Raw genomic sequence first — 13,258 nt, forward strand, 5'->3', positions numbered from 1 at the left:
GTGGCGAAAGGGGCTGGTCCCTGGTGAGGGTCGGGGTCGGGGTCGCGGTGGCACGGCGGAAGGCCGCCCGCTGGGCACGGCACTGGACCCGGCGGTGGGAGGCACAGCCCCTGCACACCCGTCGTACGGTGCGGCTGGTGGCCGCGTCCGGCGCGCTGGGCGGCGTCCTCGCCGCCGGTGTGATCACCGTGGCGGGGCCCTGGGACTCGGGTCAGCGTACGGCGGAGAGGCGGACCGCCGCGCGTGCCGACGCCGCCGATGGCCGTACAGGTGACAGGGATCACGGCGCCGCCGACGGCGTACCGGGCGACGGCGCCCCCGGCGACGGCCTGCAGGGCGCCCGCGCGGGCGCCCCGCGGGTGCTGACCCCGCTGGGCCCGCAGGACGGCACCCGGCCCGCCGGCACCCCGCGGCCGACCGGGGCCGGACTCGCCAAGGAACTGGCGCCGCTGCTGAAGGATCCCGCGCTCGGCTCGCCGACCACCGCGGCCGTGTGGGACGTGACCACGGGCCGCGAACTGTACGGCGAGCGCGAGACCGCCGGCGTCGTGCCCGCCTCCACGGTCAAGCTGGCCACCGGCGCCGCCGCCCTCGCGGCCCTCGGCCCCGACCACCGCATCCCGACCGCGTCGCTCGCCGAGGGCGGCGAGGTCTTCCTCGTCGGCGGCGGTGACCCCACGCTGACCGCGAAGCGGCTGGCGCGCCTGGCGCGGGACACGGCGCGGGAGCTGAAGGCGGACGGGGTGCGGAAGGTGGCCGTACGGTACGACGCCACCGCGTACGCCGGTGACGTCCTGCACGAGATCGGGCTCAACGAGAACATCGCGCCCGTCACCCCGCTGATGGTCGACGAGGCCCGCCTGGACGACTCCTGGCACGGCCCGGCCCCGCGCGCGACGGACCCGGCGCGGGACGCGGCGGACGCCTTCGCCGGGGAGCTGCGCGAGGCGGGCGTACGGGTCGCGGGCGAGCCGCGCGCGGAGCGGGTGCCGGAGAAGGCGGACGAGCTGGCGGCGACGTACTCGGCGCCGCTGGCGGAGCTGACCGAGCGGATGCTGACGTACAGCGACAACGACCTCGGCGAGGCGCTCGCCCGGCAGACGGCCCTCGCGACGGGCCGCGAGGCGAGCTTCGCGGGGGCGGGGAAGGCGGTCGCGGGGCAACTGAAGAAGCTGGGACTGCCGGTGCGCGGGGCGCGGTTCGCCGACGGCAGCGGCATCAGCCGGGGCAACCGGGTCTCGGCGGACCTGCTGGCCCGGCTGCTGGTGACGGCGGCGGACCAGGACCGCCCGGAGCTGCGGCCGCTGCTGACGGGGCTGCCGGTGGCGGGGTTCAACGGCACGCTGCGGGACCGCTACGGGGACGAGGGCGGCGGCGCGGGGGCGGCGCGGGGCGTGGTGCGGGCGAAGACGGGGACGCTGACGGGGGTCAACTCGCTGGCGGGGACCGTGGTGGACGCGGACGGGCGGCTGCTGGCGTTCGCGTTCTTCACGATGGGCGCGACGGACCGCACGGGGGCGGGGGACGCGCTGGACCGGATGGCGGCGGCGGTGGCGGGCTGCGGCTGCCGCTGAGCCGGCGGCTCACCTCCGGCCTCTCGAACCACCCCGTGTCGCAGGTGTGTTGCAGGTCCTCGTCCGGTTATCCACAGGTCTGTGGAGGAGGGCTGCGGGAGTTGCGGCCGGTATGGCAGCATCCGAGGCATGTGATCGCCCGGGGCTGGCCAGAGTCCCGGGGCGGGCCCGCCGAGTCGGGCCCGTGGGAGCACGATCGGGGGAGTGTGGGAGACGCATGCGCGAAATCGGGGGATCGCCGCAGGCAGAAGCAGGGCCGGTGGAAACGGGGCCGGAGGGAACGGGGCCGGCGGGAACGGGGCCGGCGGGAGCGCGTCGGCGCAGGGGCGTCGCCCTGGCCGTGACCGGGCTGCTGGCGCTGCTCGTGCCGCTGACCGGGCCCGCGGCCGAGGCGGAGCCGAAGCCGACGGTCGAGGAGGTGCACGCCCGCGTGGAGCGGCTGTACCGCGAGGCGGAGGCCGCCACCGACGCGTACAACGACGCGGAGGAGAAGGCGAAGAAGCAGCGCGAGGAGGTCGAGCGGCTCGACCGCGCCGAGGCCGCCGCGAGCCGGCGGCTGGCCGGGCTGAAGGACGAGGCGGGCGCGCTGGCCCGGGCGCAGTATCGCGGCGGCGGGGTGCCGATGGAGGCGCAGTTGCTGCTCAGCGACGACCCGGAGGAGTTCGTCGACGACCTGCGGCTGGCCCGCAAGGGGCAGCATGCGCAGCGGCGGCTGATCACCGAGGTGACCGGCACGCAGAGGCGGTTGGACGGGTACGCGAGGAAGGCCGCGGGGACGTACGAGCGGCTGGAGCGCAGCCGCGAGGCCAGGGCCGCGGCGAAGGAGAAGATAGAAGAGCGGCTGGCCGAGGCGAAGGAGCTGGAGCGGAAGCTCAAGGCCGAGGAGCGGGAGCGGCTGCGCCGGCTGGAGCGGCAGCGGGCCCGCGAGGCGCAGGCGCGCTGGCTGGACTCCGGAATCCTGGACGAGATCGACGCGGCGGCGACGCCCGCGGGCAAGAAGGCCATCGCGTACGCCACGGACCAGCTCGGCAAGGACTACGTGTGGGGCGCCGAGGGGCCGGACACGTTCGACTGCTCGGGGCTGACGATGCGCGCCTGGGAGGCGGCCGGGGTGGCGATCCCGCGGACCTCGCAGACCCAGTTGGCGGGGCTGCCGCGGATCGACGTGCGCGAGATGCGCCCGGGCGACCTGATCATTTATCACTCCGACGCCAGCCACGTCGGCATATATGTCGGTGACGGCGCGATCGTGCACGCGCCGCGGCCCGGCCGGCAGGTGACCGTGGCCGGCGCGGGCACCATGCCGATCAAGGGCGTCGTACGTCCCGACGCGTGATCTGCGTCATGTGGCCGACGCGCCGGATACGGGGCGCCGGGGCCCGGCGTGACCCCTCCCAGCAGGGCAAAGGGCCCGGGGAGCGGTCGCGTTCCGGGCCGCGTCACCCGTTCCGTACCGGCGGGTGATCACGCTAGGGTCCCTCCTTGGCGGTTTTGCTGCATAGGGCACGAGCCGCCGCACACGGCCGCGAGCGCGCTCGCGCCCGGCCGTCACCCTCGGGGGGAGGGAAGGAAGAGCGATGCCCGCACCCGGGCGTTCCCCGGCCTCCGGACCGTCCGGCGGACCTGACCAGTCCGCCGCAGGTGCCGGGGTGACCGATGCGCAGGCCGCACCGCGGCGGCGGCACCCGCAGCCGTCGGCCGTGTACGCGCCGTCGCCGCTGCCGCACGCGCCGTTGCCGGCGCAGCGTTCGGGCCACGGCGCCGTGCCCGGGCAGCCGCACGCGCGCGAGCGCGTGGTCCCGGAGCCGCTGACGCTGCTGCTGATAGAGGCGGAGCCGGGCAGCGGACCCGGCGTCGCGCGGATGCTGGAGCAGGCCGGCGCCGGCCGGCACGGCGAGCGGATCCGGGTGCGCACGGCGCGTAACCTCACCGAGGCGGAGCGGCTGCTCGGCCCCGACGTGCACTGCATCCTGCTGGACCTCAGCGTGACCGACGAGCCGGTCCCCGCTGACGACGCCGGCCCCGTGGGGGGCGGCGACGAGCTGGAGGCGCTGTACGAGGTGCTGGCCATGGCCCCGATGCACGCGGTGCTGACGCTCACCGACGAGGACGACGTCGAGCTGGCCGCCGAGGCGGTCCGCGTCGGCGCGCAGGACTACCTCTTCCGCGGCGAGCTGGACGGCCGGGTGCTCGGCCGCGCCATCCGGTACGCGGTCGAGCGCAAGCGGGCCGACCTGGCGCAGAGCAGGCTGACGGCCTCGCGGCTGCGGGCACAGGAGAACGCCCGGCTGGAGCGCGGGCTGCTGCCCACGCCGCTGCTCGCCGGCTCCGGCCTCGGCTTCGCGGCCTGCTACCGACCCGGCCTCCCGCCGCCCGCCGCCGGCGCCACCCCGACCCGGGCGCTGCTCGGCGGCGACTTCTACGACGCGGTGCGCACCCCCGACGGCGCGGTGCACGCCATGATCGGTGACGTCTGCGGCCACGGCCCGGACGAGGCCGCGCTCGGCGTGGAGCTGCGCATCGCCTGGCGGGCGCTGACCTTCGCGGGCCTCGTCGGCGACGAGCTGCTGGCCACGCTGCAGCAGGTGCTGGAGAACGAGCGGGCGGACGACGAGATATTCGCCACGATGTGCACCGTCGACATCTCCCCCGACGCCCGTCGCGCCGGCCTCTACCTGGCGGGCCACCCGGCGCCGCTGGTCGTCGTCCCGGGCGGCCGGCCGCGGTTGATGCCGCAGGAGCTGGGCGGCCCGGCGCTCGGCCTGCTGCCGCGCGCCCGCTGGCCGCGCCAGCAGGTGGAGCTGGGCGGCGCGTGGAGCCTGATGCTCTACACCGACGGCCTCATCGAGGGGCGCACGGGCCCGGGCCGCGCCCGGCTCGGCCAGGACGGCATGCTCGCGCTGCTCGGCAGGCTGCTGGACCAGGGTCTGGGCGGCGACGACCTGCTGCACGGCGCGGTCACCGAGGCACGGGCCCTCAACGGCGGCGACCTGAACGACGACGTGGCGGTCCTGCTCCTGGATCGGCCCCCGGGCCCGTGCGGACCCGGGGACCGGAGGTCGTGAGCGCGTGGCGCGTGCGCGCCGCGCGGGTCAGCGCCCGTTGAACGGGCCGTAGGGCCCGTCGGAGCTGCTGCCCCCGCTGCGCCGGCCGCCGCCGACCTGCTTGAGCGCGGGCCGGACGTCCACCATGAAGACGATGGCCGCGATCAGCGCGATGATCGGCAGGAACGACATGATCGGGAAGATGACCATCACGGCGAAGCCGACGCCGAGGATGATCAGCCAGAACTGCTTGGTGTTCTTGTCGGCGGCGCGGTACGCGTCCTCGCGGGCCACGGCCGCCAGGAACAGCGCCGCCCCGGCGAAGACCGTCAGGGCCAGGCTGAGCAGCCCGAGCAACGAGTAGAAGCCAGAGATGAGCACGCGGTCCACCGCCTATTAGTCCGACTCAGTGTTCAGGGATCCGGCGCAGACACCGTACCCGCATAACGCCCCGGGCACGCGAGGTGTGCCCGGGGCGTACTTTTCAGGAGTCCGTCTTGGGGGTCGTCTTCTTGGCGGCGGACTTCTTGGCGGTGCCGTTGGCGCCGGTCCTGGGGGTGCGCTTGCGGGGAGCGGCCTTCTTGGCGGCGGGCTTTTCAGCCGCGGGCCCGGCGGCGGCGGGCCCGGCCTCGTCGACGCCCTCGTCGGCGGCGCCCTTGTCCTTGTCGTCCGCGCCGGGCCGGATGATCTCGGTGGTCACCTGAACCGCGTCGGCGGTGTCGCCGCGCCACTCCGCGACCGCACCGCGGCCGCGCTCGGCCAGCTCGTCGTAGGTCTCGCGGGCCTTCACCGCGTACTCGGCGGCGCGGCCCACGCCCTGCAGCGCGAGATCCTGCGCCGACTCGCGCAGCTTCTTGATGTCGGTGTCCAGGTCGCCGAGCCGCTCGGCGACCTTCGCCTGCGCGTCCTTGGCCTGCTTCGACACCCGCTCCTGCACCTCACGCGGGTCGGTCTCGCGCATCGCGGACAGCCGCTCGGGCGCCTCGGCCCGCAGCCGCTCCACCAGCGCGGGCACCTCACGCAGCTTCTCCAGAGCCAGGTCGGCGGTGCCGGCGACGGCGTAGAGGGGCGTCGGGTCCTTGAGCGTCTTGCGTACGTCGTCGGTGATGGTCATGGCGTTCTCCTCCGGTCGCTGGCGGGCTTCACGTCGCCCTCACCCCGCCCGGCACCCGGCCGCGGGGCGTCCCCGTTCGTCTGTCCCTCCTCCGCGTCCTCGCCCGCTTCGCGGGCGTTCTCCTTGCGGAAGGAGTCGTAGATCTGCAGCAGCACCTGCTTCTGCCGCTCAGTGATCGCGGGATCGGTGAGTATCGCGGTGTGCACCGCCATCCCGTCGACCCCGTCACCCCGGCGTTCGTCGAGGATCCCCGCCTGTACGTACAGGGTCTCGGCGGAGATCCGCAGCGCCTTCGCGAGCTGCTGCAGGATCTCGGCGCTGGGCTTGCGCAGCCCGCGCTCGATCTGGCTGAGGTACGGATTCGACACCCCGGCGGCGTCGGCGAGCTGCCGCAGACTGAGCCGCGCGCTGCGGCGCTGCTCCCGCAGGAACTCCCCGAGGTTGCCGACGTGTATCGAACCCATGCCCCGATGCTGCCGCACCCCTGCTAACTATTGCAAGCACCTGCTTGCAAGTGTGTCGCACACCACATATCGCGATACTATCGCGATTCTCACGGGGTGTGGGAGCAGGGGTAGGGGCGAGGTGGCCCGGCGGCGGTTGACCTTCACCCTCGGGGAAGCCGCAGCATCGGTGGGGCCGGGCAGCCGCCCGGCAGGAGGAGGGACGGCATGGGGTTGCTGACCATCGGGGCGTTCGCGAAGGCGTCGCGGCTGTCGCCCAAGGCGCTGCGGCTCTACGACGAGCTCGGCCTGCTGGTCCCCGCCCGCGTCGACCCGGTGACCGGCTACCGCCTCTACGCACCGGCGCAACTGGAGCGGGCCCGGCTGGTCGCCTGGCTGCGGCGGCTCGGGATGCCCCTGGCCCGGATCCGGCACGTCTGCGCGCTGGACGCCGGGCCGGCCGCGGAGGAGATCCGGGCGTTCTGGGCGCAGGTCGAGGCCGACACCGCCGCGCGGCGGGAGCTGGCCGCCTTCCTCCTCACTCACCTGTCGTGGAAGGAACCCGCCATGCCCCTGGGAATCCGTTACGCCGCACTCTCCGAAACCGGCCTCGTACGCGAGCACAACCAGGACACCGCCTACGCCGGGGACCGGCTGCTCGCCGTCGCCGACGGGTACGGGAGGCAGGGAGCCACCGCGAGCGCGGCTGCGGTCGACGCGCTCAAGCGCCTGGAGACCGACGGCATCCCGGCGGGCGGGCTCCTCAACGTCCTGCAAGACGCGATGGAAGAAGCCGAGCGGGCCGTGCGCGGCGTCGGCCAGGCCGGGTCACCAGGCGGCTCCCCGGCCGGGGACGCCGGGACCACGCTCACCGCGATGCTCTGGACGGGGTCGCAACTCGCCCTCGTCCACATCGGCGACTCCCGCGCGTACCTCCTGCGCGACGGCGGGCTGTTCCGGATCACCCACGACCACACCCTCGTGCAGTCGATGGTCGACGAAGGACGCCTCACCCCGGCGGAAGCCGCCTCCCACCCCGAGCGCTCGCTGCTGGTACGCGCCCTGGGCGAGGGAGCCGACACCACCGCGGACCTGCGCCTGCACGACGCCCGGCGGGCGGACCGGTACCTGCTGTGCTCCGACGGGCTGTCGGCCGTCGTGCCGGACGACGAGATCCGCCGGGTGCTCTCCGGGGGCGGTGCGCCCGAGCAGACGGTCCGGGCCTTCGTCGCTCTCGCCAACGGCTCCGGCGGTCCCGACAACGTGAGCTGCGTGGTGGCCGACGTCGTGGAGGTGCCGGGGTAGGAGGCGGGCCGCCGGATCCGCTGTGCGCGGCGGGTGCGCGCCCGCGGCTAGGCGAACGTGTACGTCGTCCAGTCGGAGTGCACCCCGTAGCCGAGGCGCTGGTACAGCGCGTTGCTCGTCGGGTTGGTCGCGTCGGTGAACAGGGCCGCCTCCGTGGCGCCCGCGGCGAGCGTCGCGCGGGTCACCGCCGCCGTCACCGCGGCGGCGTAGCCGTGGCCGCGGTGGGCGGCCGGGGTGTAGACCGGGTCGACCTGGGCCAGCCCCGCGACCGGCGGGTTGACGCCGGCCATGGAGACCGGCGTGCCGTCCGGGGTCTCCCAGAAGGTGTAGCGCTTGTCGGCGTAGCGGGTCGTGGGCCAGGTGCCCGCGTCGATGGTGACGTCCTCGCCGACGTCGGCGGCGAAGCCGCGGCAGAAGTCCATGAGCTGCTCCCGGTCCCCCTCGCCCGCCTCCCGCGCCCGCCCCGGCGGGGCGGGGTCCGGCGGCGTGAGCGTACCGAGGCGGCGCAGCCGGAGGCGGACGGCGGGGGTGGGCGTCGCGCCCGTGTGGTGCTGCCAGGCCGTCGCGAAGGCCGTGGCGGTGTCGTGGTCGCCGCCGACGGACGGGACGGGGTGGCCGAGCGCCGCGAGGCGGGCGGCGAGGGAGCCGGCCTGGTCCGCGGTGAGCGGGGTGAGGCCGAGGCCGCGGCCCGGCAGTTGGTGGCAGGTGCCGTGGACCGACCCCGCCTGCGCCAGCCGCCCCAGCAGCGGGCGCCCGCCGCCGTACGGTCCCGTCCCCCGCTCCCGCAGCCTTGCCGCCCAGGTCAGCGCCATGATGTGCGGTACGGGCCGGGCGCGCAGGAACTCCCCCGCCGCGGCCAGGAATTCGTCGAGGTCCCCGGTGAGCTGCCAGCCGTCCGCGCGCATTGCCTCATGATCCCCCGGCGGCCCGCCGGGGGAAAGCCCCGCGATCAGTCCGGGCGGCGGGCGGCGATCAGCGCCTCGACGCCGTCGAGTACGCGCTCCAGGCCGAACGCGAACTCGTCGTAGTCCGAGGGGTTCTGCGGCGCCTGCACGTCCGGCTCGTCGAAGGCGCCGCCCTCGACCGCTGTGCGCAGGTGCGGCAGGCGGCCGGTGTCGGAGACCCGGAGCAGGAAGGTGCTGTACTCGTTCATCAGCCGCTCCATCTCCGGCCTCCCGCCCATCGCCAGGGCGATCGTCACCTCCGCGCGCACCTGGTTGCTCACCAGCAGCGCCGTGGCCACCTTCTCGAACTCCGTGAGCGGGGTGTCGCGGAGGATGTACAGGGCCTGGTCGAGGGCCGCGAGCTGGTTCGGCGTGACCGGCGGGCCGCCGCTCGGGATGTGCGCCACGGCCCACGGGTGCGCGAACATCGCGGTGCCGATGGCCTGGTACCAGTGGCGCAGCCCCGCCCGCCAGTCGCCCTCGACGTCCCGCGGCAGCGGCGGCGGCGGGCCGAAGGCGCCGTCGACCATGAGCGTGACCAGCTCGTCCTTCGTGGCCACGTACCGGTACAGCGCCATCGTCGAGACGCCCAGCTCCTTGGCCACCCGGCCCATCGACGCGGCCTCCAGGCCCTCCGCGTCCGCGACCGCGACGGCCGCCGCCACGATCCCGTCCAGCGTCAGCCCCCGCTTCGGCCCCTTCTGCGGCCGGGGCCGCAGGCCCCAGGCGGCTTCCACGCTGGCGGGGACGGCTCCGCTGCCGCGCTGCTCGTCTTCGCCGTCCTTGTGAGCGGTGTCCCTGGCGTCCATGAAGGAAGTTTACGCCATACGCAGTGCCGTGTATGCTCTACGCAGTAGTGTGTAAGGTATACGCAGAAAGCCACGGAGAAAGGGGGAGCCGTGCCTCAGCCCACCCGCCCCGCCGTCGAGGCCGCCGGCCTCACCAAGGCGTACGGCGGCACGACCGTGCTCGACGGCGTCGGCCTGAGCGTCCCGCCCGGCAGCGTCTTCGCCCTCCTCGGGCCCAACGGCGCCGGGAAGACCACCACGGTCCGGATCCTCGCGACGCTGCTGCGCGCGGACGCGGGCACGGCGAGCGTCGCCGGGTTCGACGTGGTCGCGGACCGCTCCCGGGTCCGCCGGGCCATCAGCCTCACCGGCCAGTACGCCGCGCTCGACGAGCAGCAGACCGGCGCCGAGAACCTCCGCATGGTCGCCCGCCTCACCGGCCTGTCCCGGCCCGCCGCCGCCCGCCGGGCGGACGAGCTGCTGGAGCGGTTCAGCCTCGCGGGCGACGCCGCGGCCCGCCGCGTCGGCACGTACTCGGGAGGCATGCGCCGCCGTCTCGACCTCGCCGCCGGCCTGGTCGGCGACCCCTCCGTGATCTTCCTCGACGAGCCCACCACCGGCCTCGACCCCCGCAGCCGCCAGGCCGTCTGGGACGAGGTGCGCCGCCTGGCCGGCGCCGGCGTCACGGTCTTCCTCACCACGCAGTATCTGGAGGAGGCCGACCGCCTCGCCGACCGCATAGCGCTCCTCGACGGCGGCCGGCTCGTCGCCGAGGGCACGGCGGCGGAGCTGAAACAGCAGGTCTCCGGGGAGCGGCTGGACCTCACGCTGGTCTCCCCGGAGGCGTACGAGAAGGCGGCCCACGCGCTGGACCACCTCGCCGTGCGCCGCGACCCGGACACCCGCACCCTGGGCGTCACCACCGACGGCCGCGCCGCGCACATCCGCGACCTGCTCGACGCCGTCGATCCCGACCGCACCCTGATCGAGCGCTTCGCCGTGCACTCCGCCACGCTCGACGACGTCTTCATGAAGGTGACCCGCGATGGCTGACGCCCTGGCCCACTCGGCGACGATGGTCGGCCGCTCCGTGCGGCTCAGCTCCCGCAACCCCGATGCCGTGATCACCGCGCTGGCGCTGCCCGTGCTGCTGATGCTCGTCTTCGTCTACCTCTTCGGAGGTGCGATCGACACCGGCGGGGGCTACGGGCGTTACGTCGACTACGTCGCCCCCGGCGTCCTCGTCCTGTGCGCCGGCTTCGGCGCCGGCACGACGGCGATGAGCGTCGCCGACGACATGAAGGGCGCCGTCATCGACCGCTTCCGCTCCCTCGACGTCGGCGGCACCGCGATCCTCGCCGGCCACGTCGCCGCCAGCGTCGTGCGGAACCTGGCCGCCACGGTGCTGGTCTTCGGGGTCGCCTTCGCCATCGGCTTCCGCCCGGAGGCCGGCGTCGGCGGCTGGCTGGCGTCGGCGGGCATCCTGCTGGCGGTGATCACGGCCATATCGTGGGTCGCGGCGGCGGTCGGCCTGCTGGCCAACTCCCCGGAGGCGGCGGGCGGCTTCACGTTCTTCCTGGCCTTCCTGCCGTACCCGTCGAGCGCCTTCGTCCCGGTCGACTCGATGCCGGGCTGGCTGCACGGCTTCGCCGAGCACCAGCCGCTGACACCGGTGATCGAGTCGCTGCGGGGACTGTTGCTCGGGCAGCCGGTGGGCGGCAGCCCGTGGGAGGCGCTGGCGTGGTGCGCGGCGCTGGCGGCGGCGTCGGTGGCGGCAGCGGCGGTGCTGTTCAGGAGGCGGATGACGTGAGGCGGGCGAGGGCCCCGGTCCTTTGGACCCTCACACGCCGCCGAACAGCTCCAGCAGCTCCGTCCGGCCGGCCACCCGCGCCGCCGCGACCGCCGACGGCGATCCGGCCTGCGGATCCGCCCCGTGCCGCAGCAGCACCCGCACGACCTCGTCGGCCCCGACCCGCACCGCCGCCGCCAGCGGCGTCGCACCCACGGCCCCGACCTGGTCCGCGTCGGCCCCCCGCTGCAGCAGCGCGGCGACGGTCCCGGGGTGCCCGTGCACCGCGGCGAGCATGACGAGGCTGTCCCCGCCGTCGTCGCGCAAACCGGCCGGCACGCCTGCGTCCACGTAGGCGGCCAGCGTGTCGGTCTGCCCCTGCCGGGCCAGCTCGAAAGCCTTGGTGGCCAGCTCGAACACGGCGGGATCGTGCGCGGGCTCGTCGGCTCCGTTCATGCCGTCACCCTACGACGCGCATGCCTCCGCGCTACGTGACCGCCACCCGCCCGGCCGGTGCCAGCTCCGCCAGCGCGGCGACGGCGGGCGGCGCGCCCGGCAGTTCGCGCAGCAGCCGCCGCTTCTCCGGCTCGCGGTGGTAGCCGCAGAAGGCGACGCCGGCCGCGGCGGCGGCAGCGGCGTCCGCGGGGGAGTCGCCGACGAGTACGCAGGCGTCGGGCCGGACCGGCCAGTACGCGAGCGCGCCCTGCAGCACGGTCGGGTCCGGCTTCATCAGTCCCGCGTCGTCGGGGCGGCCGACGACCGGGCCGTCCTCGAACCAGCGGGCCAGCCGGGCGCGTTCGAGGAACACCCGGATGGCCGGTTCGGAGTTGTTGGACGCGACGCCGAGGAGCACGCCGCGGTCCGCGAGCCGGGCGAGCAGGCCGGCGGCGCCGGGAGTGGGCACGGCGGTGGCGCCGGCGGCGGCGAGTTCGAGCTCGTCCAGCCGCTTGCGCATGGCGGCGACGACGGGGTGCTCCGGCTGGCCGCCGTGGCGCAGCGCGGCGGTGGTGCGGCGGTACACCTCGTGCGGGTCGGGCAGCGGCGCGAGCCGGGCGCGCAGGTCGGGCAGCTCGTCGAGCAGGGTGCGCAGTTCGTCGGCGAAGCCGGGGGCGAGGCTGGCGGGCCCGCCGGGCGGCCCGGCGAAGAACCGGCACAGCGGCCCGTCGAAGTCGAGCAGGACGCAGCGCGCCCCGGCCAGCGGATCCACCCGCGCGGGCGCGGGGCGGGCCACGGGAGCCGGGCGATCCGCCGCGCCGTCCGCGGCGGGGTCGCGGCGGTCGGCGCGGCTTTCGGGAACGGCGAAACGGCCGTTGTCAGGGCGTGTCATGGGCGGCTTCGGGGTCGCGTACGGGAAGGGCGGGACGAAAGCGTCAGCGGTCCTGCGGGTCCTGCGGCTCCCGCGGGACCGGCGGTGCCGGAGGCCCGGGCGGGGCGGGCGGGGTCTGTGCGCCCGGCGGATCCGGCCAGCCCGACGAGCCGGGTGGGAACGGCGGGCCGTGCGGAGCCGACGCGTCCGGTGGACCCTGCGGATCCGGAGATCCCGGCGGGGACGGTGGTGCGGCCCCGTTCATCAGCTCCCCCAACCCGTGGACGACGAGGTCGGCGCGCCCCGTCCCGAAGGCGGTGGCCTGGGGCGAGGGGACGAAGCCGACGAAGGAGACGCGGGCGGTGCGGGCGGCCTGGAGGTCGGCGGCGGTGTCGCCGATCATGACCGTGTCCTCGGGCGCGGCTCTCGTGGAGGCCAGCGCCCGGTGCAGGCAGTGCGGGTCGGGCTTGAGGTGCTTGGCGTCGGCGGTCCGGCCGTGTATGTGGGGGCCGAAGTGCTCGGCGAGGCCGATCCGGTGGAGGTAGGCGCGTACGGACCGCTCGGAGTTGTTCGTCGTCACCGCTATCTGGCGGCCGGACCTCACCAGCCGGGTGACCAGTTCGTACGCCCCGGGCGTCGCCCGCGCGGTGACCACCGCCGTCAGCTCCTCCTCGGTCAGCAACTGCTCCAGTGCCACCGCCGCCCCGTCCCTCCCCGGCGCGTGCGCGACGTGGCCGAGCACCCGGTAGGGGTCGGTCTGCCCCGCCACCGCGGCCCACAGGTCCGTCTCGCCCAGCTCCGCGAGCCGCCGCCGCATCCGGTCGGCCACCGCCGCGGGCGGGTGTCCGTGGAAGAGCCGGCAGACGGGCCCGTCGAAGTCGAACAGAACGCACTTCGCGGACTGCAGGAGCGCGTGGAGATCGGCCACATCTCTCCATAAGTCGGTTGCCC

The 13,258-nt window shown here is 75.3% G+C and carries 14 protein-coding genes; 6 read left to right on the plus strand and 8 right to left on the minus strand.

From position 1 onward, the window contains the following. Window positions 1-23: 23 nt before the first annotated feature. The 3 genes from dacB (at window position 24) to O7599_RS22415 (ending at window position 4,639) form a co-directional block, all read left to right on the plus strand. Complete coding sequence (gene dacB / locus O7599_RS22405; RefSeq protein WP_281617389.1) at window positions 24-1,574, plus strand: D-alanyl-D-alanine carboxypeptidase/D-alanyl-D-alanine-endopeptidase; 1,551 nt, start codon at window positions 24-26, stop codon at window positions 1,572-1,574. 349 nt (window positions 1,575-1,923) lie between these two features. Continuing rightward, window positions 1,924-2,910: a C40 family peptidase gene (locus tag O7599_RS22410; protein ID WP_281623476.1), complete on the plus strand. Its 987-nt coding sequence runs from the start codon at window positions 1,924-1,926 to the stop codon at window positions 2,908-2,910. A gap of 313 nt (window positions 2,911-3,223) precedes the next feature. Continuing rightward, entirely contained in the window at window positions 3,224-4,639 is a 1,416-nt protein-coding gene (locus O7599_RS22415; protein WP_281617390.1) for a response regulator, read from the plus strand. A gap of 27 nt (window positions 4,640-4,666) precedes the next feature. Here the strand turns inward: O7599_RS22415 and O7599_RS22420 are convergent, their stop codons facing one another. From O7599_RS22420 to O7599_RS22430, 3 genes are all read right to left on the minus strand, one after another. Continuing rightward, complete coding sequence (locus O7599_RS22420) at window positions 4,667-4,999, minus strand: DUF2516 family protein (protein WP_281617391.1); 333 nt, start codon at window positions 4,997-4,999, stop codon at window positions 4,667-4,669. A gap of 103 nt (window positions 5,000-5,102) precedes the next feature. After that, a complete protein-coding gene (locus O7599_RS22425; RefSeq protein ID WP_281617392.1) occupies window positions 5,103-5,732 on the minus strand; it encodes a hypothetical protein in 630 nt (209 codons plus the stop codon). After that, on the minus strand, window positions 5,729-6,196 hold the full coding sequence (locus O7599_RS22430) for a helix-turn-helix transcriptional regulator (protein ID WP_281617393.1): 468 nt from the start codon (window positions 6,194-6,196) through the stop codon (window positions 5,729-5,731). The genes O7599_RS22425 and O7599_RS22430 overlap by 4 nt, the downstream gene beginning before the upstream one ends. A 207-nt stretch (window positions 6,197-6,403) precedes the next feature. Between O7599_RS22430 and O7599_RS22435 the strand changes: the two genes are divergently transcribed. After that, window positions 6,404-7,480, plus strand: a complete 1,077-nt coding sequence (locus tag O7599_RS22435; protein ID WP_281617394.1) for a MerR family transcriptional regulator — start codon at window positions 6,404-6,406, stop codon at window positions 7,478-7,480. 47 nt (window positions 7,481-7,527) lie between these two features. On the opposite strand, the gene O7599_RS22440 is transcribed toward O7599_RS22435, so the two are convergent. Together O7599_RS22440 and O7599_RS22445 are read right to left on the minus strand one after the other, a co-directional pair. Further along, entirely contained in the window at window positions 7,528-8,385 is an 858-nt protein-coding gene (locus O7599_RS22440) for a GNAT family N-acetyltransferase (RefSeq protein WP_281617395.1), read from the minus strand. A 44-nt stretch (window positions 8,386-8,429) separates the two neighbouring features. Then, entirely contained in the window at window positions 8,430-9,233 is an 804-nt protein-coding gene (locus tag O7599_RS22445; RefSeq protein ID WP_281617396.1) for a TetR/AcrR family transcriptional regulator, read from the minus strand. A gap of 90 nt (window positions 9,234-9,323) precedes the next feature. Between O7599_RS22445 and O7599_RS22450 the strand changes: the two genes are divergently transcribed. Both O7599_RS22450 and O7599_RS22455 read left to right on the plus strand, forming a co-directional pair. Next, window positions 9,324-10,265 carry an ATP-binding cassette domain-containing protein gene (locus tag O7599_RS22450; RefSeq protein WP_281617397.1) on the plus strand — a complete coding sequence of 314 codons (942 nt, stop codon included), beginning with the start codon at window positions 9,324-9,326 and terminating at the stop codon, window positions 10,263-10,265. Beyond that, window positions 10,258-11,022, plus strand: a complete 765-nt coding sequence (locus O7599_RS22455) for an ABC transporter permease (protein WP_281617398.1) — start codon at window positions 10,258-10,260, stop codon at window positions 11,020-11,022. Before O7599_RS22450 ends, O7599_RS22455 begins: the two co-directional genes overlap by 8 nt. Window positions 11,023-11,052: 30 nt before the next feature. On the opposite strand, the gene O7599_RS22460 is transcribed toward O7599_RS22455, so the two are convergent. The 3 genes from O7599_RS22460 to O7599_RS22470 are packed head-to-tail and all read right to left on the minus strand — an operon-like array spanning window position 11,053 to window position 13,235. Then, window positions 11,053-11,457 carry an ankyrin repeat domain-containing protein gene (locus O7599_RS22460; RefSeq protein ID WP_281617399.1) on the minus strand — a complete coding sequence of 135 codons (405 nt, stop codon included), beginning with the start codon at window positions 11,455-11,457 and terminating at the stop codon, window positions 11,053-11,055. 31 nt (window positions 11,458-11,488) lie between these two features. After that, window positions 11,489-12,328: an HAD-IA family hydrolase gene (locus O7599_RS22465; protein WP_281617400.1), complete on the minus strand. Its 840-nt coding sequence runs from the start codon at window positions 12,326-12,328 to the stop codon at window positions 11,489-11,491. 43 nt (window positions 12,329-12,371) lie between these two features. Continuing rightward, on the minus strand, window positions 12,372-13,235 hold the full coding sequence (locus O7599_RS22470; RefSeq protein WP_281617401.1) for an HAD family hydrolase: 864 nt from the start codon (window positions 13,233-13,235) through the stop codon (window positions 12,372-12,374). Window positions 13,236-13,258: the final 23 nt, after the last annotated feature.

This window comes from Streptomyces sp. WMMC500, assembly GCF_027497195.1.
Taxonomy (GTDB): Bacteria; Actinomycetota; Actinomycetes; order Streptomycetales; family Streptomycetaceae; genus Streptomyces.

What these genes read in the sequence shown, in the direction of transcription:
- O7599_RS22425 (WP_281617392.1), bottom strand. Translation starts at nt 5,732, where the DNA reads ATGACCATCACCGACGACGTACGCAAGACGCTCAAGGACCCGACGCCC.
- O7599_RS22430 (WP_281617393.1), bottom strand. Translation starts at nt 6,196, where the DNA reads ATGGGTTCGATACACGTCGGCAACCTCGGGGAGTTCCTGCGGGAGCAG.
- O7599_RS22435 (WP_281617394.1), top strand. Translation starts at nt 6,404, where the DNA reads ATGGGGTTGCTGACCATCGGGGCGTTCGCGAAGGCGTCGCGGCTGTCG.
- O7599_RS22440 (WP_281617395.1), bottom strand. Translation starts at nt 8,385, where the DNA reads ATGCGCGCGGACGGCTGGCAGCTCACCGGGGACCTCGACGAATTCCTG.
- O7599_RS22445 (WP_281617396.1), bottom strand. Translation starts at nt 9,233, where the DNA reads ATGGACGCCAGGGACACCGCTCACAAGGACGGCGAAGACGAGCAGCGC.
- O7599_RS22455 (WP_281617398.1), top strand. Translation starts at nt 10,258, where the DNA reads ATGGCTGACGCCCTGGCCCACTCGGCGACGATGGTCGGCCGCTCCGTG.
- O7599_RS22460 (WP_281617399.1), bottom strand. Translation starts at nt 11,457, where the DNA reads ATGAACGGAGCCGACGAGCCCGCGCACGATCCCGCCGTGTTCGAGCTG.
- O7599_RS22465 (WP_281617400.1), bottom strand. Translation starts at nt 12,328, where the DNA reads ATGACACGCCCTGACAACGGCCGTTTCGCCGTTCCCGAAAGCCGCGCC.